The organism is Comamonas trifloxystrobinivorans (assembly GCF_043359985.1).
In the GTDB taxonomy this organism is placed as follows: domain Bacteria; phylum Pseudomonadota; class Gammaproteobacteria; order Burkholderiales; family Burkholderiaceae_C; genus Comamonas; species Comamonas trifloxystrobinivorans.
Genome location: NZ_JBHZGV010000005.1, coordinates 170,530 through 195,258 on the forward strand (window position 1 = coordinate 170,530; position 24,729 = coordinate 195,258).

At 62.0% G+C, this 24,729-nt stretch carries 21 protein-coding genes; 11 read left to right on the forward strand and 10 right to left on the reverse strand.

Annotated elements, in window-relative coordinates; translation table 11 throughout:
- Positions 1–113: 113 nt before the first annotated feature.
- Complete coding sequence (locus ACFIQF_RS07195; RefSeq protein ID WP_393941495.1) at positions 114–2,090, reverse strand: DNA topoisomerase IV subunit B; 1,977 nt, start codon at positions 2,088–2,090, stop codon at positions 114–116.
- A gap of 183 nt (positions 2,091–2,273) precedes the next feature.
- Between ACFIQF_RS07195 and ACFIQF_RS07200 the strand changes: the two genes are divergently transcribed.
- The 6 genes from ACFIQF_RS07200 to ACFIQF_RS07225 all read left to right on the forward strand — a co-directional run bounded on the left by ACFIQF_RS07200 (position 2,274) and on the right by ACFIQF_RS07225 (position 7,130).
- Entirely contained in the window at positions 2,274–3,506 is a 1,233-nt protein-coding gene (locus ACFIQF_RS07200) for an MFS transporter (protein ID WP_393941497.1), read from the forward strand.
- Between the two features lie 26 nt (positions 3,507–3,532).
- Positions 3,533–3,700, forward strand: a complete 168-nt coding sequence (locus tag ACFIQF_RS07205) for a hypothetical protein (protein WP_393941499.1) — start codon at positions 3,533–3,535, stop codon at positions 3,698–3,700.
- Positions 3,681–4,259 carry a class I SAM-dependent methyltransferase gene (locus ACFIQF_RS07210; RefSeq protein WP_393941501.1) on the forward strand — a complete coding sequence of 193 codons (579 nt, stop codon included), beginning with the start codon at positions 3,681–3,683 and terminating at the stop codon, positions 4,257–4,259. Before ACFIQF_RS07205 ends, ACFIQF_RS07210 begins: the two co-directional genes overlap by 20 nt.
- A gap of 48 nt (positions 4,260–4,307) precedes the next feature.
- The gene (locus ACFIQF_RS07215; protein WP_393941502.1) at positions 4,308–4,811 is read left to right on the forward strand and encodes a hypothetical protein; all 504 of its coding nucleotides are present in this window, start codon (positions 4,308–4,310) and stop codon (positions 4,809–4,811) included.
- 106 nt (positions 4,812–4,917) lie between these two features.
- Complete coding sequence (locus tag ACFIQF_RS07220) at positions 4,918–6,444, forward strand: ATP-binding protein (RefSeq protein ID WP_393941503.1); 1,527 nt, start codon at positions 4,918–4,920, stop codon at positions 6,442–6,444.
- Positions 6,441–7,130: a response regulator gene (locus ACFIQF_RS07225; RefSeq protein ID WP_393941504.1), complete on the forward strand. Its 690-nt coding sequence runs from the start codon at positions 6,441–6,443 to the stop codon at positions 7,128–7,130. The genes ACFIQF_RS07220 and ACFIQF_RS07225 overlap by 4 nt, the downstream gene beginning before the upstream one ends.
- Before the next feature lie 12 nt (positions 7,131–7,142).
- Here ACFIQF_RS07225 and ACFIQF_RS07230 read toward each other — a convergent pair whose 3' ends face one another.
- The 4 genes from ACFIQF_RS07230 to ACFIQF_RS07245 form a co-directional block, all read right to left on the reverse strand.
- Complete coding sequence (locus tag ACFIQF_RS07230; RefSeq protein WP_393941506.1) at positions 7,143–7,859, reverse strand: MgtC/SapB family protein; 717 nt, start codon at positions 7,857–7,859, stop codon at positions 7,143–7,145.
- A gap of 39 nt (positions 7,860–7,898) precedes the next feature.
- A complete protein-coding gene (gene mgtA, locus ACFIQF_RS07235; protein WP_393941508.1) occupies positions 7,899–10,661 on the reverse strand; it encodes a magnesium-translocating P-type ATPase in 2,763 nt (920 codons plus the stop codon).
- 540 nt (positions 10,662–11,201) lie between these two features.
- Positions 11,202–12,224: a Bug family tripartite tricarboxylate transporter substrate binding protein gene (locus ACFIQF_RS07240; protein WP_393941509.1), complete on the reverse strand. Its 1,023-nt coding sequence runs from the start codon at positions 12,222–12,224 to the stop codon at positions 11,202–11,204.
- A gap of 114 nt (positions 12,225–12,338) precedes the next feature.
- On the reverse strand, positions 12,339–12,704 hold the full coding sequence (locus ACFIQF_RS07245) for a winged helix-turn-helix transcriptional regulator (RefSeq protein ID WP_393941511.1): 366 nt from the start codon (positions 12,702–12,704) through the stop codon (positions 12,339–12,341).
- 189 nt (positions 12,705–12,893) lie between these two features.
- Here ACFIQF_RS07245 and ACFIQF_RS07250 point away from each other — a divergent pair, with 189 nt between their 5' ends.
- On the forward strand, positions 12,894–13,901 hold the full coding sequence (locus tag ACFIQF_RS07250; protein ID WP_393941513.1) for a zinc-dependent alcohol dehydrogenase family protein: 1,008 nt from the start codon (positions 12,894–12,896) through the stop codon (positions 13,899–13,901).
- Positions 13,902–13,983: 82 nt separating this feature from the next.
- Here the strand turns inward: ACFIQF_RS07250 and ACFIQF_RS07255 are convergent, their stop codons facing one another.
- Positions 13,984–14,358, reverse strand: coding sequence for a hypothetical protein (locus ACFIQF_RS07255; RefSeq protein ID WP_393941514.1), 375 nt, complete (start codon positions 14,356–14,358; stop codon positions 13,984–13,986).
- A gap of 468 nt (positions 14,359–14,826) precedes the next feature.
- Between ACFIQF_RS07255 and ACFIQF_RS07260 the strand changes: the two genes are divergently transcribed.
- On the forward strand, positions 14,827–16,494 hold the full coding sequence (locus ACFIQF_RS07260) for a DnaJ-like cysteine-rich domain-containing protein (RefSeq protein WP_393941515.1): 1,668 nt from the start codon (positions 14,827–14,829) through the stop codon (positions 16,492–16,494).
- A 156-nt stretch (positions 16,495–16,650) separates the two neighbouring features.
- Here the strand turns inward: ACFIQF_RS07260 and ilvD are convergent, their stop codons facing one another.
- Together ilvD and ACFIQF_RS07270 are read right to left on the reverse strand one after the other, a co-directional pair.
- Positions 16,651–18,519 (reverse strand): dihydroxy-acid dehydratase, encoded by a 1,869-nt coding sequence (ilvD, locus tag ACFIQF_RS07265; RefSeq protein ID WP_393941516.1) that lies wholly within the window; start codon positions 18,517–18,519, stop codon positions 16,651–16,653.
- A gap of 247 nt (positions 18,520–18,766) precedes the next feature.
- Positions 18,767–19,009 (reverse strand): TIGR04438 family Trp-rich protein, encoded by a 243-nt coding sequence (locus ACFIQF_RS07270; RefSeq protein ID WP_393941518.1) that lies wholly within the window; start codon positions 19,007–19,009, stop codon positions 18,767–18,769.
- A 96-nt stretch (positions 19,010–19,105) separates the two neighbouring features.
- Between ACFIQF_RS07270 and ACFIQF_RS07275 the strand changes: the two genes are divergently transcribed.
- A complete protein-coding gene (locus tag ACFIQF_RS07275) occupies positions 19,106–19,411 on the forward strand; it encodes a c-type cytochrome (protein ID WP_393941520.1) in 306 nt (101 codons plus the stop codon).
- 133 nt (positions 19,412–19,544) lie between these two features.
- Here the strand turns inward: ACFIQF_RS07275 and ACFIQF_RS07280 are convergent, their stop codons facing one another.
- Positions 19,545–20,012: a LapA family protein gene (locus ACFIQF_RS07280; protein WP_393941521.1), complete on the reverse strand. Its 468-nt coding sequence runs from the start codon at positions 20,010–20,012 to the stop codon at positions 19,545–19,547.
- A gap of 300 nt (positions 20,013–20,312) precedes the next feature.
- On the reverse strand, positions 20,313–22,313 hold the full coding sequence (gene acs, locus ACFIQF_RS07285; RefSeq protein WP_393941522.1) for an acetate--CoA ligase: 2,001 nt from the start codon (positions 22,311–22,313) through the stop codon (positions 20,313–20,315).
- 172 nt (positions 22,314–22,485) lie between these two features.
- Here acs and ACFIQF_RS07290 point away from each other — a divergent pair, with 172 nt between their 5' ends.
- Positions 22,486–23,097, forward strand: a complete 612-nt coding sequence (locus ACFIQF_RS07290; protein WP_393941523.1) for a class I SAM-dependent methyltransferase — start codon at positions 22,486–22,488, stop codon at positions 23,095–23,097.
- A 233-nt stretch (positions 23,098–23,330) separates the two neighbouring features.
- Positions 23,331–23,936, forward strand: a complete 606-nt coding sequence (locus tag ACFIQF_RS07295; RefSeq protein WP_393941524.1) for a TIGR00645 family protein — start codon at positions 23,331–23,333, stop codon at positions 23,934–23,936.
- Positions 23,937–24,729 lie beyond the last annotated feature (793 nt).

The following is a 24,729-nucleotide window of genomic DNA, read 5'->3' on the forward strand; positions in this document are numbered from 1 at the left end:
TTGTGCTAGCTTTCTGTGCTTGCTGGCGAGCCAGGTGCTGCGCTTGTGCTTTGCTTTTTTGCAGCAGCAGGGCCACCAACGGGCTTCGCTTGGGTGTGTTGGGTAGGTGGGCCTCAGATGTCGACGTCGACCTCGTTGCCGTGCAGCTCCATCAGGTCGCGGCGCGCAGCGGCTTCGCCCTTGCCCATGAGCTGGCCCATGACCTGCCGGGTCTGGTCCAGATCGGTCTGCGTCAGCAGCACCGGTTGCAGGCGGCGGGTGTCGGGGTTAAGCGTGGTGTCCCACAGCTGCTCGGCGTTCATTTCGCCCAGGCCCTTGAAGCGGCTGACCTTGCATTTGTCGCGCGCCACGCCGTCTTTGGCGGTTTTCTCGAAAATGCCTTTGAGCTCGGCCTCGTCCAGCGCGTAGACCTTGGCGGCCGGCTTTTTGCCACGCGCCGGCACATCCACGCGGAACAGCGGCGGCCGCGCCACATACACATGGCCTTGGTCGATCAGCTTGGGAAAGTGCTTGAAGAACAGCGTCAGCAGCAACACCTGGATGTGCGAGCCGTCCACGTCGGCATCCGACAAGATGCAGATCTTGCCGTAGCGCAGGCCGCTCAGATCGACCTCGTCGTCCGGGCCATGCGGATCGACGCCGATGGCCACCGAGATGTCGTGGATTTCGGTATTGGCGAACAGGCGGTCGCGGTCTACTTCCCAGGTGTTGAGCACCTTGCCGCGCAAGGGCAGCACGGCCTGGGTTTCTTTGTCGCGGCCCATCTTGGCCGAGCCGCCAGCCGAATCGCCCTCGACCAGGAAGACCTCGTTGTAGGCGATGTCGCGGCTTTCGCAATCGGTCAGCTTGCCGGGCAGCACGGCCACGCCCGAGCCCTTGCGCTTTTCCACCTTCTGGCCGGCGCGCTGGCGCGTTTGTGCGGCCTTGATGGCAATTTCTGCCAGCTTCTTGCCGTATTCCACGTTCTCGTTGAGCCAGAGCTCCAGCGCCGGGCGCACCATGCCCGAGACTAGGCGCACCGCGTCACGCGAGTTCAGCCGCTCCTTGATCTGGCCTTGGAACTGCGGATCGAGCACCTTGGCGCTGAGCACATAGTTGGCACGGGCAAACACGTCTTCGGGCATGAGCTTCACGCCCTTGGGCAAGAGCGAATGCAGCTCGATAAAGCTTTTCACGGCCTGGAAAAGGCCATCGCGCAAACCGCTCTCGTGCGTGCCACCAGCGCTGGTGGGGATCAGGTTGACGTAGCTCTCGCGCACCGGCTGGCCTTCTTCGGTGAAGGCCACGCACCAGGCCGCGCCTTCGCCTTCGGCAAAGTGGTCGTCGTGCTTGCCGGCAAAGCCTTCGCCTTCGAACACCGGGATCACCGGATCGACCGGCAAGGTCTGCAGCAAATAGTCTTTGAGGCCGCCCTTGTACTGCCAGGTCTGCGTGTCGCGGGTTTTGTCGTTGGTCAGCACCACGCTCACGCCCGGCATCAGCACAGCCTTGCTGCGCAGCAGGTGCACCAGCTCGCCCATCGGCAAGTTGCTGGACTCAAAGTATTTGGGATCGGGCCAGGCGCGCACCGTAGTGCCCTGCTTGCGGTCGCCGCTGGTCAGAGCGCGCACCTTGAGCGGCTCCACCACATCGCCACCGGCAAAGGCCAGCGTCGCCACCGAACCATCGCGGTGCACCGTGACTTCCATGCGCGTGGACAGCGCGTTCGTCACCGACACGCCCACGCCGTGCAAGCCGCCCGAGAAGCTGTAGGCGCCGCCCTGGCCCTTGTCGAACTTGCCGCCGGCATGCAGTCGGGTAAAGACCAGCTCCACCACGGGCGCATGCTCTTCGGGGTGCAAGCCGAACGGGATACCACGGCCGTCGTCCTCGACGCTGATCGAGCCGTCGGTGTGCAGATAGACGCGGATTTTCTTGCCATAGCCAGCCAGGGCCTCGTCGGCGGCGTTGTCGATCACCTCCTGGATGATGTGCAGCGGGTTGTCCGTGCGGGTATACATGCCCGGGCGCTGCTTGACCGGCTCGAGCCCCTTGAGGACGCGTATCGAGCCTTCTGCGTATTCACTGGTAGACGTGTTTTTGCTTGCCATAACTTTCCATTCTAGCGGCTGCAATTGTAATTAGCTGTATGTAATCACAGGTAGAACTTGTTGACGATTGGGCATGGCTGCAACGCCAGGCGCTGAAATGGGCTTGAAATGCTGCGGGGCAATATGCGAGCGACAGCCGCCCAGCGGGCTTGCAGTAACAATTCTGTTATCACGAGACAGTCTATGCATATGCAAAACAACAACGCACAACCATTGTCCCTGGCCCGCGTCCTGCTTTGTGGCGGAGCGGTGGTCACCTTGGCCATGGGCATCCGCCACGGCTTTGGCCTGTGGCTGCAGCCTATCACGCAGGAAATGGGCTGGACGCGCGAGTCCTTCGCCCTCGCCCTGGCCATCCAAAACCTCAGCTGGGGCCTGATCGGCATCTTCACCGGCATGCTGGCCGACCGCTTTGGCGCCACCAAGGTGCTGATTGCCGGCGCGTTGCTCTATGCGCTGGGCCTGGCCGGCATGGCCTGGGCGCCGAACACCATCATGTTTGCACTGACGGCGGGCCTGCTGATCGGCATGGCGCAAACCGGCACCACCTATGCCGTGATCTACGGCGTGATCGGGCGCCAGATTCCGGCCGACAAGCGTTCCTGGGCCATGGGCGTGGCGGCGGCGGCAGGCTCGTTTGGCCAGTTTTTCATGGTGCCGGTGGAAGGCCAGTTGATCGCCAGCCTGGGCTGGCACAACGCGCTGGTGGCCTGCGCGGTGCTGGTGCTGATCATCATTCCGATGGCGCTGGCGCTGCGTGAGCCCAATTTCCACGCGCTCAAAAACGCCAGGTCTGGCGGCCAGCAGCAAACCATTGCGCAGGCCGTGGCTGAAGCCTTCAAAAACCCGAGCTTTCTGTTTTTGACCGCAGGCTATTTTGTCTGCGGCTTCCAGGTCATGTTCATTGGCGTGCACATGCCCAGCTACCTGAAAGATTTTGGCCTGCCGCCGCACGTGGCGAGCTATTCGCTGGCTCTGATCGGGCTGTTCAACATCTTCGGCACCTACCTGGCCGGCTCGCTGGGCCAGCGCGTGGCCAAGCGCTACCTGCTCTCGGGCATTTATTTCATCCGAGCGCTGGCCATCATCGTCTTTTTGCTGGTGCCGCTGTCGCCATGGTCGGTGTATGTGTTTGCGGCCGTGATGGGCTTTTTGTGGCTCTCGACCGTGCCGCTGACCAACGGCGTGATCGCCCAGGTGTTTGGCGTGCAGCATTTGTCCATGCTCAGCGGCTTTGTGTTCTTCAGCCACCAGATCGGCAGCTTCCTGGGCATCTGGCTCGGCGGCTATCTGTACGACCACACCGGCAGCTACGACGCCGTCTGGTACGTGTCCATTGCACTGGGCGTGTTTGCCGGCCTGGTAAATCTGCCGGTCAAGGAAGCGCCGGTGCAGCGCCGGCCCGTGGCCGCTTGAAAACGGTTTTGTTTAAACTAAGCGCCATGCCCAACACCGCCAGCAAGAGCTTGCCCACCGTCCAACCCAGCCGTCCATGGCTGCGCGTGGTGCTGTGGGCGCTGATTGTGGCGGTGCTGGCAGCGGTCTTCATGCTGTACACGCAGCCCGAGTTCATGGTGCGCATGGCAGACCATGTCTGGGCTTGTTTTTGAAGCCAGCGCTCTGCGCATGCAAGCCTCGCCCTGGATTACCCGCTTTGCACCGCTGCTGCCCGCCAACAGCCGGGTGCTGGACGTGGCTTGCGGCAGCGGCCGCCATGCGCGCTATTTGCAATCGCTGGGCCTGCAAGTGACGGGCGTGGACCGCGACCGCACAGCCATCGAAGATCTGCAAGCGAGCCTGTCCGGCCAATGGCTGTTGGCCGATATCGAAAACGCGCCCTGGCCGCTGCCCGGCCAGCAGTTTGACGCGGTGGTGGTGACCCACTATTTGTGGCGCCCGCTGTGGCCGCAGATTCTGGCCAGCGTAGCGCCCGGCGGCTTGCTGCTCTACGAAACCTTTGCTACTGGCAACGAAGCTTACGGCAAGCCCTCGCGCCCTGATTTTCTGCTGCAACCCGGCGAGCTGCTGCGCGTTTGCGCGCATTGGCACACGATTGCTTTCGAGCAAGGTCTGCTGACCGAGCCAGAGCGCGTAGTGCAACGTATCGCCGCCCGCAATACCGAAGGCAGCGTGGTGGCTGCCTACCCACTCTCGCCCGCCTCCAGCTGATCAAGCGCCGCATACGACACGCGGCTTTGCATTACTTTGCGCCGACGCTTGGCAAGCCAAACGCCGTCAAAACACGCCATGGGCTGCGCAAAGCCCGACAGTTGCGGGCATCGCCAAGCTTTTGCGCTTTGTCACAAGCTCCACGACTTCCCCCAATTTCCTCCCAGTTTGGCTTCTACAGTCACTGTATTGGCTCTGCCGCCCGCTGCAAGACACACTCCAGTCCTTCTGCCCTCCAGCAGATCGTTTTTCAACCTCCGGCAGAGCCATCTTTTGACTGAAAGGAAAGCCATGAAACCCATCGAACTCAGCTGCCTGCTTCTGTCCGGCGCGGCCCTCAGCGGCGCCTTGCTGCTTGGCGGCCTGTCTGCCAGCGCCCATGCGGCCAGCCCCAGCCAAGCGGCAGCGGATGCTGTTGCCGCTTGCCAAGGTAAAAAAGAAGGCGATACCGTGGAACTGAAAGTAGACCAGGGCAAAACCGCCAAGGCCGTGTGCCGCAAAGAAAAAGGGCAATTGATCGCCAAACGGACGGCCTCGGTTGGTCCGTTCTAAACGGGTTGGCTCGGACTCTGCACCTGTCCACGTACGGTGTAAGACAATAGTTGGGCAGGCATTGAGTCTGCCCGTTTTGTTTTCTCAACACTCCCCACATTCACCCGTGCCTCTGCGCTTTACCCGCCTCCAAACCCGCGTCCTGCTGGCCATGGTCCTGCTGCTGCTCGGCCTGCTGCTGGGCTTTGCCGGCTTTTCTTACTGGAGCCTGCAACGCGGCCTGGCGCCCTATGTGGCGCAGGTGGAGCTGGGCCGGCTCGAATACTTGGAAAGCCAGCTCAAGCGTGAGTACGCCAAAGCACAAAACTGGAGCGGCTTGAGTGCCGAGCGCTGGAACGCGCTGACCCGCTTTGGCGCGCAAGCAGCCGTGCCTGCCGCTCCATCCGTTGAGGAAAGCAAACCCAAAGGGGCCAGCGTTGGGCCGATTGTGCCAATACCCGATTTGCGCCCCATAGAGCGCCACCCTTTGCACGAGCGCCTGGGCCTGCTCGATGCCCAGGGCCAGCTGATCGCCGGAGTCAAAGGCCCGCGCGGCAGCGCCACCAATCCGCTGTTCAATAGCGACCACCAGCTCATCGGCACCCTGACTTTGGGGCCGCCTGCTGATTTGAAGAACCAGATCGACAGCGCTTTTCTCAAAGAGCACATGTTGTTCTTGGTGGTGGCGGCTGCGCTGGGCTTGCTGGTAGCCGGCGCTCTGTCTTGGTGGCTGAGCCGGCGCTGGATCCGTCCGATCGAAGCGTTGTCGGCCGGTGCCAAAGCATTCGGCCAGGGCCAGCTCGATTACCGCATCTCCGCAGTTGGCGACGACGAACTCGGCCAGCTGGCGCGCCGCTTCAACCATATGGCCGAGCAACTGCACACAGCACAAACACAACAAAACGAATGGCTCACCCAGGTGGCGCACGAGCTGCGCACGCCGCTGGCCGCCGTGCGCGCCGAGATAGAAGCCATCCAGGACGGTATCCGCCAGTTCGACAGCCACACCGCCGAACGCCTGCACCGCCAAACCATGCGCCTGACACAGCTGGTGGCCGACATGCGCGCCACTATCCCCAGCACGCTGGTGGTGCAACCCGAAGAAGCCGCGCCCGTGCTGCAGCTGACGGCACCCAACGCAACGGCGGCCCAGGCGCTCGATCTGCGGGCGCTGATTGTGGAGGCCGTCGACGCCGTGCAAATGCGTTTTGTGCAAGCACAAATTGCCTTGCCAGCAGCCAGCACACTGGCCAACACCTTGCCTTCGGCCTGGGTCCAAGGCAATGCCGCGCAACTGCACCAGGTGCTGGGCAATATGTTCGAGAACAATCTGCGCTACACCGATGCGCCGGGCAGCGTGGCCATCAGCGCCCAGGTGCAGCAAACCGGCACCGGTGCCGCACGCCAGCGCTGGATAGAGCTGCATATCGACGACAGCGCACCGGGCGTGCCAGCCGCCGATCTGCCCCGCATTTTTGAACGCTTTTACCGCGTGGAAGCCTCGCGCAACCGCGCCAGCGGCGGCTCGGGCCTGGGCCTGGCCATCTGCAAAAGCATTGTGCAAGCCCATGGCGGCCAGCTGCAGGCGCAGGCCTCAGCGCTCGGCGGCTTGCGCATCACCCTGGTTCTGCCTTTGATCGAGGCCCCTGTATGACTTCCCCTGCTCCCCGCATTCTCTACGCCGAAGACGAGGCCGATATCGCCTCGGTGGTGATCGACTATCTGCAACACGCCGGCTTTGAGGTCGAGCACCACGCCAATGGCTCACAAGCCCTGGCCGCATTGATAGCGCGCCCGCCCGCACTGGCCATTCTGGATTTGATGCTGCCCGGCACCGACGGCCTGACGCTGCTGCGCGAATGCCGCGCACGCCAGCTTTGCCCGGTGATCTGCCTGACCGCCAAGGTCGAAGAAGTGGACCGCCTGGTGGGCCTGGAAATGGGCGCAGACGACTACATCTGCAAACCGTTTTCGCCGCGCGAGCTGGTGGCCCGCGTGAAGGTGGTGCTGCGCCGCAACCAAGGAGTCGGCAGCACCCTGGCCGAGCCCGCCTGCGTCTGGAACCTGGACGAAGCCACCTGCCAGGCCAGCTGGCGCGGCCACGATCTGGGGCTGACCCGGCGCGAATTCACGCTGCTGCACATTCTGCAGCGCCACCCCGGCAAGATCTACCCGCGCAGCCAGTTGCTGGATCTGGCCTATGCCGATGCGCTGGAAGTGAGCGACCGCGCCATCGACAGCCACATCAAAAACCTGCGCAAAAAACTGCGCGCCGTGATGGGCGACGAAGCCGAATGCATCCGCTCGGTCTACGGCGTGGGCTTTGCGTTTGATGCCTGAACTGGGGCCCCATCAGTCGCGTGTGCTCGGGCTCCAATAGGCTTGGTTGATACCCGGGCGCGAGCCCAGCTGCTGCATCAACGCGTCGAGCTCTTCACCGTGCACCGATTGCACCGCCAGCGTGGCCTCGATCACCACCTCGGCCTCACCGAAGGGCTGGATATCGATGTCACCGGGCGGCAAACCATGGCGCTCCAGCGTGTCTTGCAGCATGGCCAGCGCCAGCCGCTGGTGCCTGCGCTCGGCCACCACGAACACGGCATTGGTGACCTCGGTGGCCTCGACATCCAGGGGCTTGCGGTTGATGGTGTTCACCAGCGGGCGCAGCAAGGTATTGGCAGCCAGCACCAGCACTGTCCCCATCACCGCCTGGACGATCAAATCAGCCCCCGCAGCCGCACCGACCGCAGCCGATCCCCACAGCGTGGCCGCGGTGTTCAAACCGCGCACATTGCCCTCTTCGCGCATGATCACGCCCGCGCCCAGAAAGCCGATACCTGAGACCACGTAGGCCATCACCCGCACGGCGCCATCGGCGCCCGCAATCGTGTTGGCGCTGTCCACAAAAATAGCCGCGCCCACGGCCACCAACACATTGGTGCGCAATCCGGCTGTGCGCTGGCGGTATTGGCGCTCCAAGCCTATGGCGCCGCCCAGCACAAAGGCGGTGACCAGGCTGATCAAGGTATTGAGCAGCGAATCGGGCTGCATGAACTTCAAGGCTTCCACATCGTCCCCTTCGGTTTGAGCAATACAAAACGGGCAGGCCTACTGCCAGCCATAACGCCGGATATACCAGCGCTTCATGACCTGCGTAAGACCCATATAGGCCAGCACGATCAGTACCAGGTAGACAAAATAGCTGCCAGGCAGGGGTTGCAGCTTGAAGTAAGGCGCCAGCGGCCCCATCGGCAAAAAGATGCCCATGGCAATCACCGCCCCCGTCATCAAGGCCACCGGCCAGGCCGCCCGGCTTTGGAGGAACGGAATCTTGGCGGTGCGGATCATGTGCACGATCAGCGACTGGGTGAGCAGCCCCACCACAAACCAGCCTGACTGGAACAGCGTCTGCTTGTCTGGCGAGTTGGCGCCAAATACCTGCCACATCAGCACAAAGGTCGCCACATCAAACACCGAGCTGATCGGGCCGAAAAACACCATGAAGCGCCCCACATCGGCCGGGTTCCAGCGCTGCGGATGCGCAATCAGTTCTTCGTCCACATGGTCGAAAGGTATCGCCGTTTGCGAGACGTCGTAAATCAGGTTCTGCACCAGCAGCTGCAGCGGCAGCATGGGCAGAAAGGGGATGAAAGCACTGGCGATCAGCACCGAGAACACGTTGCCAAAGTTGGAGCTGGCCGTCATCTTGATGTATTTGAGCATGTTGGCAAAAGTGCGCCGCCCCTCTTGCACGCCCTGCTCCAAAACCATCAGACTCTTCTCCAGCAAAATAATGTCGGCCGCCTCCTTGGCCACATCCACCGCCGTGTCCACCGAGATGCCGATATCGGCCGTGCGCAGCGCCGCCGCATCGTTGATGCCATCCCCCAGAAAGCCCACCACATGGCCGTTGGCCTTGAGCATGCGCACAATGCGCTCCTTGTGCGCGGGGCTGAGCTTGGCAAAAATATTGTGGCTCTCCACCACTTTTGCGAGCTCGGCATCGTCCATCTGCTCGATCGCACCGCCCAGCACCAGTGCCTGCTGGGTCATCCCCACTTCTTTGCACACCTTGGCCGTCACCGCAGCGTTATCTCCGGTCAGCACCTTGATATTCACGCCATGCTCGGTCAGCGCTTGCAAAGCCGGTGCCGTGCTCTCTTTGGGCGGGTCGATGAAGGCCACAAAACCGCACAACACCATGTTGGCCTCATCGGCCACGCCATAGCTTTGCTGGCTCGATGCCGTGTCACGGGTCGCCACGGCCACCACCCGCAAGCCCTGGCCGTTGAGATCTTCGGTCACCGCCGTGATGCGGGCGCGCAAGCCTGCGTCCAAGGCGATAACGCCCTCCGCTGCACGCACCGAGGTGCATACATGCAAAATCTCCTCCACCGCGCCCTTGGTGATCAGGGTATGGCAGGCATCCCCTTGCGTCACCACCACCGACATGCGACGGCGAACAAAGTCAAACGGAATCTCGTCCACCTTGGCATGGCGCTCCACCACCTGCTGGAGCTCGGCATGCTCCAGCACGGCGACATCCAGCAGGTTCTTCAAGCCGGTCTGGTAGAAGCTGTTGAGGTACGCCAGGTCCAGCACATACTGCGATTCGTCGCCCCAGGCATCCAGATGCTGGGCCAGAAAGATCTTGTCTTGCGTCAGGGTGCCGGTTTTGTCGGTGCACAGCACGTCCATGGCACCAAAGTTCTGGATCGCATCGAGGCGCTTGACGATGACTTGCTTGCGCGAGAGAAACACCGCCCCCTTGGCCAGCGTGGCGGTCACGATCATCGGCAACATCTCGGGCGTCAACCCCACCGCCACCGACAGCGCAAACAGCAAGGCCTCGGTCCAGTCGCCTTTGGTAAAACCGTTGAGCACAAAGACCAGCGGCACCATCACCATCATGAAGCGGATCAGCACCCAGCTGACTTTGTTGACACCGGTCTGAAAAGCCGTGGGGGCACGATCCATGGCGGTGGCGCGGCCTGCCAAAGCCCCCAGGTAGGTATGGTTGCCCGTGGCCACCACCACGGCAGTCCCCGCACCCGAGACCACATTGGTGCCCATGAACACGATATTGTCCAACTCCACCGGATTGCTGGCATCGCCCCCTTGCAAGCTGGCGTATTTCTCCACCGGCATGGATTCACCGGTCATCGCCGACTGGGCCAGGAACAGGTCTTTGGCCAGCAGCAAACGGCAGTCGGCGGGCACCATGTCGCCGGCCGAGAGCTTGATGACATCACCCGGCACCAGCTCGCGCACGGCCAGCTCCAGCGCTGCATACACTGTGGGAAATCCCGAAGGCCGGGCATCACGGGCAACATCCAGCTCCGCATCCTCCTCCACCGTCAGCGCCTTGCGGCGCAGCACGGTGGCAGTGTTCGACACCATGGCCTGTAGGGCGGCGGCCGCTTTGTTGGCCCGCCCCTCCTGCCAAAAGCGCAGCACGGTGGCCAAGAGCACCATCGAGCCGATCACGATGGTGGCCTTCATGTCTTCGGTCACCCACGAGACCATGGCCAGCAAGGTCAGCAGCAGGTTGAAGGGCGTGCGAAAGCACAGCCACAAATGCTCTGCGGCCGACATGGGCTTGTCCTGGGCGATGGTGTTCCAGCCAGCGGTGACACGAATCGCCTCGACGCTTGCCACATCCAGGCCATCGCTGGAGCTGCCCAGGTCGTGCAGCAACTGCGCCGGCTCGGCCGTCGCGGCCGCGCGCAAGCGCTCCCCCAAGGCCGGAGGAATACGCAGATCGGTTGGCGTCCGGGCCAGCTGATCGAGCATGGGAATGCGGCGGAAATGCGTGGCCCAATGGCGCGAGCGCAGAAAGTCGACGAAATGGTTTTTCAGCGTAGCCAACATGGCTTGCCCTCCAATAGGCAGTGGCGTCCGGGCCCTGCCTGGTGATCATGTGAACGCGGGGATCCGGCCGGCACTGCGCATGCGCGCAGCACGACACCGGGCGAGGATCAGCACGCTCGACTGAAGGGGTCCATGGGCGCCAGCTTTTGCGCTGGCGAAAAAAATACCTGGCGCCTGCGCGAAACGCGGCTCCATCCATGCAGCAAGTTCATGGTTTGCATCTCATGCTCCCCGCCTGCCAGCAGCCGTGCCGCCGCGCAGGTTCTCAGTGGTTGGGGGGAGGCAGCGGAGGCGGTGGCTACCGCTCCGATTGCTGCCTGCCTGGGTGTTCAGGCCAGGCAGCGACCAGCGCGACGCTGGTGTTTACCTTGCCTGTGGTGCGTTGGCGGCGAGCCAACAACTCGGTGAGTCCACAGCAAGTCTCCTGTTGAAAAGGGTTGGCGCGGATTCTAGTGCGCTACGCACCAGAGAGGAAGTGGTTTTCCGCAGTATTACCAAAGCTTCATGAAAAGCGCGGCGCCGGTGGCCGCACTCAGGCCCTCAGTAGGCCGGAATATGCTGCTGCTCCACAATCTGCTGCACCTGCTGGCGCGTCTGGCCAATCAGCCGCGCAAACTCGGCCGGGCTGCCCGGCATGGGCTGCACACCCAGCTTGGCCAACTGCTCTTGCACGGCGGGCTGCTCCAAAGCTTGCCGCACGGCAGCGGCCAAGCGCTCTTGCACTGGTTTGGGCGTGTGCACAGGCGCCACCACACCCAGCCAAGTAATGGCCAACTGGTTGAGCTGCGGGTAGCCGAGCTCAGCCAAAGTGGGCGTTTGCGGCAAGGCGGGCAAGCGCCGCTCGGCCGCTACGGCAAACGGCACCAGCTTGCCCGATTGCACCAGCTGGCTTGACGAAGGGTACTGATCACTCAGCACCTGGGTTTCGCCCGCCAGCGCGCTGTTGACCACCGGCCCCTGGCCTTTGTACGGAATGTGGCGCATCTGGATACCCAGGGTCTGGTTCATCGACGCAGCAATCAAATGGCCGATCGAGCCCACGCCGGACGAGCCGATCGTGTAGTGCTCAGGCCGGGCGCGCATGGTGGCGACAAAGGCCGGAAAATCTTGTACCGCCAGGCTCGGATGGGTGGAAAACACCGAAGGGATTTGTGCCACGGTGCTGATGGGCGCCAGCTCTTGCAAGGGATCGTGCCGCGCTGCTTTGAGCATGACGGTGTTGACCGCGAGCGTGCTGATGGTGCCCACACCCAAGGTGTAGCCATCGGGCTGCGCCCGCACCACGGCCTCGGTGCCAATCAGTCCGGCAGCGCCCGCTTTGTTCTCCACCACCACGGCCTGGCCCAGAATGCCGTGCAGCGCTTCGGCCAGCAGCCGCGCCACAATATCGGTCGAGCCGCCAGGGGCAAACGGCACAATCAGCTTGATCGGCTGCTGCGGATAAGCGGCCGCAGCCTCTTTGGCCTGCGCGGCCTGCGGCCCTGCAACACCCAGCGCCAGCAAGGCCGCAGCACACAGCGCCCGCCGGCGCAGAGCAAACAGCGAGGACAAACGAGAGGGCATGGGCAAAACTCCGGCGGCTGTGGCAAACGCAGGCATTATCCCCAGCGTTGCACACCCGGGTTGGCAAGCGTGTTTATGGGGCCGATCCCGGCGGCGGCCTCAGCGCTGCGCTTGTCAAACAGCTGCAGCGCACTCGGCCTGCAGCTCTGGCGCCAGCTCACGGCTTTGCGCGTAGGCCTGGCCCCAATCGCGCATAGCCGTCAGCACGGGCTTGAGGCTCTGGCCCATCTCGGTCAGCTCGTAATCCACCCTGGGTGGTACCTCGGCGTGCACGGTGCGGGTCACCATGCCGGCCTCTTCCAGCTCGCGCAGTTGCAGGGTCAGCATGCGCTGGGTCACATTGGGAATGGCGCGCGCCAGCTCGCTGAAGCGCTTTTGGCCGTGCAACAGGTGGAAAAGCACAATCGGCTTCCAGGTGCCGCCCATCACCGACAAAGTCACTTCCACTGCGCATCCGCTCTTGCTGTTCAGGCGTTTCATACCGTCCTCCTGGGCCCATGATTTGCCTGCCATGCTAGCCGCAAGCCAAGCCCTGTGCATGACTACCCTTTTTAATACTGGCCCACAAATATGTTGGTTCTGGCCGAAAAGCCGCTGGCTTGGCATCATGCAGCGGTCGGTTGCGCATTGCAGCCGCAGATTGCCACTCTCCATTCCACAAGGATTGCCATGAAAGCCATTCAACTCGCCGCACCCGGCGGCCTGGACCAACTCCGCCTCGCCGACCTGCCCGCGCCTGCCGCTCCGCAGGCGGGCGAAATCCAAGTGCGCCTGCATGCCAGCTCGCTCAACTACCACGACTTGGCTGTGGTACTGGGCCGTGCACCCACCGCTGACGGCCGCATTCCCATGGCCGATGGCGCAGGCGTGGTGACCGCCGTAGGCGCTGGCGTGAGCGAGTTTGCGGTGGGCGATGCCGTGGTGTCTTGCTTCTTCCCTTTGTGGCAAGCGGGCCGCAACGTGCCTTACACCTTTGCCACCGTGCCCGGCGACGGTGTTGACGGCATGGCCCGAGAGCTGATCACCACAGCGGCCAACGCCTTCACCCACGCACCTGCCGGCTATACGCACGAAGAAGCCGCCACCATCACCACCGCCGGCCTGACCGCCTGGCGCGCCTTGGTGGTGGACGGCCAGATCCAGGCCGGCGACACGGTGCTGGTGCTGGGCACGGGCGGTGTCTCCATCTGGGCGCTGCAACTGGCCAAGGCCATGGGCGCACGCGTGATCGCCACCACCTCCAGCGCCGCCAAGGCTGAGCGCCTGCTGGCACTGGGAGCCGACCAGGTCATCAACTACCGCGACCAACCTGAATGGGGCGACGCCGTGCTCGCCGCCACCGGCGGCCGTGGCGCCGACATTGTGGTGGAAGTAGGCGGCCCCGGCACCTTGCCGCAGTCCATCCGCGCCTGCGCGCCTGGCAGCCATATTGCACTGATTGGTGTGTTGACCGGATTTGCCGGCGCTGTGCCCACCGTGGAGCTGATGCGCAAGCAGCAAACCCTCAAGGGCCTGATCGTTGGCAGCCGCGAACACCAGCAAGACATGGTGCGTGCGCTGAACCAGTTGCCGCTGCGCCCGGTGATCGACAGCAGCTACCCGCTGGAGCAAATAGCCGAGGCTTTTGCCCACCAGGTGAGCGCCCAGCACTTTGGCAAGATTTGCCTGCGCTGGTAAACGCCACGGCTGGGCGGGCGCGGCCCAAGAACGTGTTTACGATCTCCTCGCGCCGCGACTGCGTAGAGATCGTGAACACGTTCTAATCGCTGATCTTGCCCAGCTTCATCAAACGGGCGCGAATGGCGCCTCGGCTGCGCTCGTGCGTGATAGCCAGCTCCTTGATCGCCGTGCCCGCATCAAAGGCCTGCGCCAGTTGCTCATCCTCATCAGTGGCCCAGCCCTTGCCTGCCTTGGCCGGGCGCTGGCGCGGCACTGCAGGTGCGTCCGCTACCACAGCGGGTTCATCGAGCTTGCGGCCATCGCTCACCAAAGCCAGCGCCCGCGCGCCCATGAACAGCGCCCGAATCACCTGCGGTGCCTCCAGTGCCTCGCTGGCCGGCAGGGCTTGCAGCGTTTGCGGGTGCAGGCCCTGGGCCAGCAGCTCCAAAGTGTGTCGTGCTTCGGTGGGCGTCATGCAAAAACTCCTGCTCAGTGACCGGGCTTGAAGAAGCACAAATTCTCAGCAAGCCTGCTTGAAAGCAGCTTGCTTTGGAACAAAAAGCAAATAATTACCCACACCACCCCAAAAGAGCATGCAGGGCGACTTTATGGCTGGATCGCAGCGCACCAGTTGCTCCACATGGTCGCCTCAGAGACAAGCCTATCAAGTGAAGTTTTTGAGCCAGTGCTTCAGACTCAGGAAACGCTTGTATAAAGGCGCTAAATAGATCTGTGTCTTTTGATTTACCGCTGAGAGGCTATCCCAGCGCTACAGCAGGCGCTTCATAGCTTGCAATGGCAGTGAACCACGAACACTTTCAAGCTTCAGCCTCGACACCCGGCAATATCTGCCAATCGCTGTCATCTTGCTTTCAGGTGGCCGCGTTGCATATTTCAAAGCGACCGCATGGATTCCAAATAAAACACAAGCACGGAGCGACCAATGGCGATTCTTGAAAAGATCAGGGCTGACTTGGCAGAAATCAGTGGTTCAGACGAGCACGATATTCAAGAAACCGTAGCGCAGATCGCACTGACCGAACCCGTCACCGTCGTCGTCAAGCAGTCCGTGGTATTCGAGATCGAGAAGGACACGCAGCCGGGAAAACTCCCCGCCAACATCTCACCCGTCGCCGACCCAGCGGCTTTTTCACTCCAATTGGGCATCTCCCTTTTCGCGCTCCAACATGACCGCCCCAAACGCCTGAGCGACTGGGCCCACAGCAGCGACGGAACTTATCGCCGGCTGCTCAAACCGGAAGCTTTTCTCTCTAACCAGGGCCGAGCCATCGGTTACGAGCGGGTCTGCCAGGCCTGTGAAGGCGCCTGCCATCTGCAATGCCAGAAATGTGCGGGGCATGGCAGTCTGCGCTGCGGTGATTGCGGCGGCCACGGGCGCTACACCTGCGGTGCCTGCAATGGCACCACCAGCCTCACCTGCCCAAGTTGCCACGGCAAGCCGATTCGCTATGAACATGTTCAGGAATCGGTCTGGAACCCGCAGACCAACAGCTTTGAATCACGCGCCAGGCCGGTTGACTACCGCTGCCAGACCTGCAATGTGACTGGACGCGTGCGCTGCCAAAATTGCCAATCCGATGGCCAAGTTACCTGTGGCGGCTGCGGCGGTAACGGCAGGGTGGACTGCCGCAACTGCGGCACCACCGGAACAAGCCAATGCAAGCAATGCGGGGCCACCGGCTGCGAGCATGTCACAGGGCGCATCACCGCCACCGTCAACCTCAGCGAAGAGATGTTCGGCAACGTGCAGGACAAGAAGCTGGAAAAACTCATCGGCCAGAAAATACCCATCCGCTCCGTTGCCCAGTATGGAACCATGTCGGGATGCAGCCATGAGGCGGGAGAATCCGAAGTCACCAGCACCTACCAGTTCGATCTGAGCATTCAGAAAGCGACGCTGAAATATGCTCGCGCCTCCCACACCCTCTTCAGTTTTGGTGAGCAAGGCGAGATTCTGGACCACGGGGATATTTTTTCCCAAATCCATGACACCAACACCAAGGACTTTGAGAAACAGGTGGACTCGGGTTATCCATTCAGCCCCCATCGCGCCAACAAACTGCTGACAGGCTTCGACAAATTTCAAAAGAATGCCTATGCCAAGACATTTTCTACCTACCCGGACGCCTCCCCTGAAAAGGTCAAGGAAGCTGCAGAGGCCGCACAAGGCCAAATTACTTGGCTGGCAGGCCTCAATATCACTTATGTGACCCAGCGCTTTATTCGCGCACTCTTCAACACCTATACCCTCAAATGGGTGGCGCTCATTCTTGCCGCCAGTGTGGCAATGTTTTTCTACAAAACGAGTTCCGCGTTTTCCATATGCGCCTGGAGCCACCGGGCCTGGACATTCGTCTTTGCCGCGGTGCTGTTGCTGTTACTGGAATTCATCACCCAACAACGCGTGATAGGCGTTCTCACAGGCAGAGTCGAGAAAAGCCATGTCGAATCGGTCATCAAGGACCATCGCCTGCGCTGGCGGATCGGCGTGCTACTGACTGCGCTGCTCGTTGTCTGGGCAAGCGTCTACATCAAGGCCTTTGTCTATTGGCAGATGTACAGCAATTCCTTCCCCTGCCTGCGCGAGTGAGTGGACAAAGCCGCAACTGCGCAAAAAACAAAAACTGCCGAATCCCTGAGGATTGCGGCAGTTTCCAGACGGTGATCATGGCAGCTGGTCTGCAACGCGGTTCAGAACGATTACTCGCCCCCTACCGCACTGCAGGCACGGCAGTGCGGTCGTCAATCAGTCGTCCAACAGCGTCACGTCGCGCACGGCGCCCTTGTCGGCCGAGGTCACCAGCTTGGCGTAAGCCTTGAGCGCAGTGGATACCTTGCGGGGGCGTGGCTTGCTGGGCTTCCAGCCGGCGGCGTTTTGCGCTTCGCGGCGCTTGGCCAGCTCTTCGTCGCTCACCAGCACGTTGATGGTGCGGTTGGGGATGTCGATGCGGATGCGGTCGCCGTTTTGCACCAGGCCGATATTGCCGCCAGCAGCAGCTTCGGGCGAGCAGTGGCCGATCGACAAGCCCGAGGTACCGCCCGAGAAGCGGCCGTCGGTCAGCAAAGCGCAGGCCTTGCCCAAGCCCTTGGACTTGATGTAGCTGGTGGGGTAGAGCATTTCCTGCATGCCGGGGCCACCCTTGGGGCCTTCGTAGCGCACGACGACCACGTCGCCTGCTTTGACCTTGTCAGCCAGGATGTTTTCCACGGCTTCGTCTTGCGACTCGACGACGTGTGCAGGGCCTTCAAACACCAGAATGGAATCGTCCACGCCGGCGGTCTTCACCACGCAGCCGTCCAGCGCGATGTTGCCCTTGAGCACGGCCAGGCCGCCTTCTTTGGAGAAAGCGTGGTCATACGAGCGGATGCAGCCTTCGGCGCGATCCGTGTCGAGGCTGGGCCAACGGGTGCTTTGGCTGAAAGCCACTTGCGTGGGGATGCCAGCAGGGCCAGCCATGTAGAAGGTCTTGACGGCTTCGTCACTGGTGCGGGTGATGTCCCACTGCTCGAGCGCGTCCTTCATGGTCTTGGCATGGACGGTGGGCACATCGGTGTGCAGCCTGCCAGCGCGATCGAGCTCGCCCAGGATGGCCATGATGCCGCCTGCGCGGTGCACGTCTTCGATGTGGTACTTGTTGGTGTTGGGCGCCACCTTGCACAGCTGCGGCACGGTGCGCGAGAGGCGGTCGATATCGGCCATGGTGAAGTCGATACCGGCTTCTTGCGCAATCGCCAGCAAGTGCAGGATGGTGTTGGTAGAACCGCCCATGGCGATATCCAGCGTCATCGCGTTCTCGAAAGCCTTGAAGCCGACTGCGCGTGGCAGCACGGTTTCGTCTTCCTGCTCGTAGTAGCGCTGGCACAGTTCCACGGCCAGACGGCCGGCGCGCTTGAAGAGTTGCTCGCGGTCCGAGTGCGTTGCCACCACGGTGCCGTTGCCTGGCAGCGCCAAGCCCAGCGCTTCGGCCAGGCAGTTCATGGAGTTGGCGGTGAACATGCCCGAGCACGAACCGCAGGTGGGGCAAGCGGAGCGCTCCACTTCGGCCACATCGGCGTCGCTCACCTTGCTGTCGGCGGCCATCACCATGGCGTCGATCAGGTCGAGCTTCTTGATCTGGATGGTTTTGCTGCCATCAGCAGCAGGCACGGCCAGGCGCACCTTGCCCGCTTCCATCGGGCCACCGGAGACGAAGACCACGGGAATGTTCAGGCGCATGGCAGCCATCAGCATGCCGGGGGTGATCTTGTCGCAGTTGGAGATGCAAACCATGGCATCTGCGCAATGTGCGTTGACCATGTATTCCACCGAGTCTGCAATCACCTCGCGGCTGGGCAGCGAGTACAGCATGCCGTCATGGCCCATGGCGATGCCGTCGTCCACGGCGATGGTGTTGAACTCTTTGGCAACGCCGCCCGCCGCCTCAATCTCGCGAGCCACCAGCTGGCCCAGGTCCTTGAGGTGCACGTGGCCGGGCACAAACTGGGTGAACGAGTTGACAACGGCAATGATGGGCTTGGAGAAGTCGCCATCCTTCATGCCGGTGGCGCGCCACAGCGAACGGGCACCAGCCATATTGCGGCCGGCGGTAGAGGTTTTGGAACGGTATGCGGGCATCGTGGTGATGGATCAGATAAACAATAAGAAACAAAGCCAGTCTTGCACGGTGCCAGTGGCGGCGGTGAACCACCCGCCAGCGGGGCAAGTCGGCGGGTACCTCTTGAGTGCGCGCCAGGTTGTGGGCAATTATGGCGCACTGCGTACAGCCTGCGAGACACTCAGGTTCCTGTGCCCCTGCCCGCTTCGGGAAAGCCGCAATGAAAAAACCGCCCAAGCGGCGGTTTTACCAGGGTTTTATCAGCACTCAGCGGCGGCGGTGCAGGCCTTGGCCCATGGCGTCCTTGGCTTTGGCGATGCGGGCCGCCTTTTTGGCATCTTCTTTTTGCATGGCTTTGCGCTTGGTATAGCCCGACCAGTCGGCCCAGGCCCACCACAGCACGGCCAGCCCGAAAGGCGCCAGCACCATCCACCAGGCCCACAGGGCCACCGGGCCAATTTCCAGGTACTTCAGTGCGAGCAGCACCACGCCCAGTATCAAAAACAGCATTGCAATTTCCTCCTACACGCGAAATCCCTCGTCGCGGGTATGTTCCCCCCAGGGCACATTAGAATCAAATGTACCTTAAACGATGGAGATCGCACGATGAAAAGTATCCTGCTTGCCACGGCTCTGGCCCTCGGTGCCAGCGCACCGGCGTGGGCAGATCAGGCCCTGGCCCAAGCCAAGAATTGCATGGCCTGCCATGCTGTCGACAAAAAGGTGGTGGGACCTTCGTTCAAGGATGTGGCCAAGAAATTTGGCGGCCAGGCCGGCGCCGCCGACATGCTGGCGCAAAAGATCCAAAAAGGCAGCTCCGGCGTCTGGGGCCCCGTGCCCATGCCCGCCAACACCCAGGTCAACGAGGCCGACGCCAAGGCGCTGGCCAACTGGGTGCTGTCGCTGAAGTAAGCAGTGCGCGCCTGCGGCCGCGAGTTACAGCGGCCTGCTTATAAATAGCAAAGCGCAATCTGCCAGCAGCCCAAATAACAAGAGCTACCGCATGCGGTAGCTCTTGGTGTTTCTGGATGACAGAAGCGGTGCTTCAGAAGCCGCTGCGCGTTCCGGGCTCGCCGTGCTTGATGCGGTCTTCCAGCTGACCAATATAGGCTGCATTGCTGTTGTCGGATTCTTGCACGCGGGCGATCAGGTGCGATTCCAGCTCGCCCATGCGCGCCATCAGTGCCGCCTGGCCTTCGGCGTGTTGGCGCTCCAGCACCTGGCGCAGCTCGGTAAAGCGCGAGGCTTCGGCCTTGTCGGCCAGCTCGCGCTGCGCCGTCATCTCTTTGTTGTGGCGGCGCGCCTCCAGCATCACCGAGCCTTGCAAAGACAGCACGTAGGCAATAAAAAGCACGCACAGCAGCACCGTCAGCCCGAGCATCAGAATGCCCAATGGCGCGTGGATGGTGCTCAGGCCCAGGTTCACTTCGGAGGGCGCCGACAGAACTTCCCAGTTCAGCGCCGCCAGGCCGCCGATCAGCACGGCAATGATGAGTAAAAGTATGGTTCGCATGGCAGAACAGCCTTGTTGTTGTGCAATGCGCGCACCTTACCACGCACAACAGGCCGCCGTTGTCAGCCGACACAGGTGTTTGCAAAGAATGCTTGCTATGGTTTTTATGCCTCTCAGCGCTGCCGGGTGGGCGCTGGCCGCTGATGGAGCAGACAAAAAAGCCCGGCGAAGCGGGCTTTTGTTTTGGGGCAAGGGATCGGGATCGGAGGGACTGGATGGAGGTGAGCGCATCACATGGCACTGTGCCAAATGAGCAATCCCCTCCCTGCAAAGCTGCAAGCGCGCAGCGGTGCACTTGGATCAGTTGTTCTCCGACAACTGATCCAAGATCGCTGGGTTTTCCAACGTACTCGTGTCTTGGGTGATGGCTTCGCCCTTGGCGATGGAGCGCAGCAGGCGGCGCATGATCTTGCCGCTGCGGGTTTTGGGTAGGTTGTCGCCGAAGCGGATGTCCTTGGGCTTGGCGATGGGGCCGATTTCCTTGGCTACCCAGTCGCGCAGCTGCTTGGCGATTTGCTTGGCTTCGTCGCCGGTGGGGCGGCTGCGCTTGAGCACCACGAAGGCGCAGATGGCTTCGCCCGTCATGTCGTCGGGGCGGCCCACCACGGCGGCTTCGGCCACCAGGTCGGTCTTGGCGACCAGGGCGGATTCGATTTCCATCGTGCCCATGCGGTGGCCCGAGACGTTCAGCACGTCATCAATGCGGCCGGTGATGCGGAAGTAGCCGCGGTCTTCGCTGCGCACCGCGCCGTCGCCGGCCAGGTAGATGCTGCCACCCATCTCTTCAGGGAAATACGATTTCTTGAAACGCTCCGGGTCGTTCCAGATGGTGCGGATCATCGACGGCCAGGGCTTGGAGATCACCAGAATGCCGCCGGTGCCGTTGGGCAGTTCCTTGCCGGTTTCGTCGACGATCTTGGCCATGATGCCTGGCAGCGGCAGCGTGCAACTGCCCGGCACCAGCGGCGTGGCGCCTGGCAGCGGGGTGATGACGTGGCCGCCGTTCTCGGTCTGCCAGAAGGTGTCGACAATCGGGCAGCGCTCGCCGCCGATGTTTTTGTAGTACCACATCCAGGCTTCGGGGTTGATCGGCTCGCCGACCGAGCCCAGAATGCGCAGGCTGCTCAGGTTCCAGTTCTTGGGGTGCACCTTCTCGTCCGAATCGGCCGCCTTGATCAGCGAGCGGATAGCGGTAGGCGCGGTGTAGAAAATGCTCACGCCATGGCGCTCGATCATCTGCCAGAAGCGGCCCGCATCCGGGAAGGTGGGCACGCCTTCAAACACCACCTGGGTCGCGCCAGCGGCCAGCGGGCCGTAGGCGATATAAGTGTGGCCGGTGATCCAGCCGATGTCGGCCGTGCACCAGAAGACATCGCTGGGCTGGACGTCAAAGGTCCACTCCATCGTCATCTTGGCCCACAGAATGTAGCCGCCCGAGCTGTGCTGCACGCCCTTGGGCTTGCCGGTGGAGCCGCTGGTGTACAAGATGAACAGCGGATGCTCGGCGTTCACCGCCACTGGCGCGCAATCGTTGCTTTGGCCAGCCAGGGCTTCGGCAAAGGTCACATCGCGGCCGGCCACCTTGTTCCAGGCCGAGGCGGTGCGCTCGAACACCAGCACTTTCTTGACCGAATCGCAGCCGCCCATGTCCAGCGCTTCGTCCACGATGGACTTGAGCGGCAGCTCCTTGCCACCACGCATCTGGTAATTGGCGGTGATGATCAGCACAGCACCGGCATCAATAACCCGCTCGTTCACCGCCTTGGCCGAGAAGCCGCCAAACACCACCGAGTGCGTGGCACCGATGCGGGCGCAGGCCTGCATGGCGACAATGCCTTCGATCGTCATCGGCATATAGATCAGCACGCGGTCGCCCTTTTGCACACCTTGCGCCTTGAGCGCATTGGCAAACGCGCTGACGCGCGCCAGCAGCTCTTTGTAGGTGACCTTGGTGACGGTGCCATCGTCGGCTTCAAAAATGATGGCGGTCTTTTGCTCGACCGGCGTGCCCATGTGCTTGTCCAGGCAGTTGGCGCTGACATTCAGCTCGCCGTCGTGGAACCACTTGAAGAAGGGTGGGTTGCTCTGGTCCAGCACCTGGGTGAAGGGCTTGGTCCACTGCACATGTTGCTTGGCGCGTTGGGCCCAATAGCCTTCGAAATCCTGCTCCGCCTCCTGGCACAGCGCCTGGTAAGCTTCCATGCTGCCGATGCGCGCGGTGCGCGACAGGCTGGCGGGAGGCGGGAACACGCGGTTCTCCACCAATACGGATTCGATCGTGCCTTGGTTGTTGGCTGTCATCGCTCAGTCTCCTTTTGCAAGCATTGTAGGTATGAAATTTGGTGCTACTGTGGACTGCCGCACTTACAACCGTCTGACAATGGCGCTGCCCGCCGGGCCACAGAATCAGCAAAATTTATAACACCCCAGACGCGGGCTGCAGCCGCCAGCGTCCAAAACACGGATTAACCCTATGAGCCATTTCGACACCGAAGCCCAGCGCTGGGACCAGCGCCCCACCAGCCAGCAACTGGTGGTGGTACCGCCGCGCCTGCTGGAGCGCGTTGCCTTTGCAGCGGACGACCAGGTGCTCGACTTTGGCGCCGGCACCGGCTTGCTAGCCACCGCCATTGCGCCGCATGTAGCCCAGGTAACGGCGCTCGATCTGTCCGAGCCCATGCTGCAGGTACTGCAAGGCAAAGGCCACGCCAACATCCAAACCGTGTTGGCCGATGTGATGGACTACGCACCCGCGCACGCCGGCCAGTACAACGCCATCGTCAGTTGCATGGCGCTGCACCATGTGCCTGACACCGCGGCGCTGCTGCAGGCCTTTGCCCGATTGCTGAGCCCAGGCGGCCAACTGGCCCTGGTCGATCTGTATGCCGAAGACGGCAGCTTCCACGGCAGTGCCGAAGAGAATGCCGCCAAAGGCGTACACCACCACGGCTTTGCGCCCGCCGCCCTGCAAGCACTGGCCGAGCAGGCCGGCTTTGGCGCCATCCGCTTCAGCGAAATCACCCAAATCCAGCGCCCCAGCGGCCGCAGCTACCCGCTGTTTTTGCTGCAGGCGCGCAAAGCCTGACTGCCATCTGCTGCAACCAAAGCACGGGGCGAAACAGGTAGAAAAAATTTCCAGTTACTCGCGCTTACAAGCCGATGAACCCCGCTACAATGCGCCGCTCTTTTGCGGCATGTTCCAGCGGGCCAGGCTTGGCACTCCAGGCCGGAGACAGGCTTTTGCCAGCCCGCTGCTCCAAAACCGACTCCACTGTTCAGGCCAGCGAAGGAAGTTTTCTGCAACTTCAGCCCACTCGCATGTCCAACCACCCATCGAACGCGCCTCTGCGTCCCTTGCCCGCCCTCATCTTTGCCAGCCGCTGGCTGCAACTGCCCTTGTACCTGGGCCTGATCGTCGCCCAGCTGGTCTATGTCTGGCACTTTCTGGTCGAGCTGCTGCACCTGGTGGAAGCCGCTTTCGGCAACCAGGAGGCACTGCGCATCCTCGTCACCGCCGTGGGCTATTCGCCCGACGTGCAGATCCACTCGCTCAACGAGACCATCATCATGCTGGTGGTGCTGGGCCTGATCGACGTGGTGATGATCTCCAACCTGCTGATCATGGTGATCGTCGGCGGCTACGAAACCTTTGTCAGCCGCATGCACCTCAACGGCCACCCCGACCAGCCCGAATGGCTGGGCCATGTCAACGCTTCGGTGCTCAAGGTGAAGCTGGGTCTGTCGATCATCGGCATCAGCTCCATCCACCTGCTGAAAACCTTTATCAACGCAGCCAATTACAGCGAAAAAGTGCTGATGTGGCAGACCATCATCCACATCGTCTTTCTGCTCTCGGCCCTGGCCATTGCCTGGACCGACCGCATCCTGCACCCCGAAGGCAGCTCTCACAAAGCGCACCACTGAGCCCCTCAGCCCTGCGCCACAGCCCCGCTCGCGGGGCTTTTTTGCGCCTGGAGCGAGGCTCGCAATCCGCCTTTTGCAGCTACGGTTGGCAAAACGCAGCAAACCCCATTCATTCGCTGCCAAGCGCTCGCTTCAGCCAACACACAGGGCGAAGCAGCAGTTTCAGACAGCTCGATGCATAAAAATTTGTAACAAAATTAACACCAACTGCGCACCCAGGTCAGTAACAACTCACCTCACCCGATACGACCATATAAGGTCAGAAAACACTATCAAAAACGGAGCAAGTGGCAAGCCCTGCACCGATCAATACAAGCTATTTTGAGCGACATTTGCCCGGATAGAACCCGAATATCTTTGATTTTTTCGGACGCTATCTTTATACTGTTGCGGTGTTTTACAACCTGCCACGCAGGTAATCACCGTGCTGCCCGCTTGCAGTGCGGTTCGTCTCCGTCGGGTCTTTGGCGCCATGCCAGAGTCCGTCAAATCGGCCGGATTGTCCCGGCCCTGATGCCCCGGCGTGGTGGCCTTTTGACAGTGCCCACCGCGCTCGCGTAGCGCCAAGTCCTCCGAGACCGGACCTCTTGGCGCACGCACGAGAGACCTTGTACCCTGGGCTCGACCCTTGCGCCGCTCCTGCCGAGCGCCGAACGCATGGCATGCACGCCCGGTACAAGCCAGAAATAGTTGGTCACATTTGTGTCCCGCCCCTCACACGAGGGCTTGCCACGGCTGCCGCATTCGGCGGCCGGGCGGAGCTGTCGGCATCAGGGTTCAGGAAATCACGGTC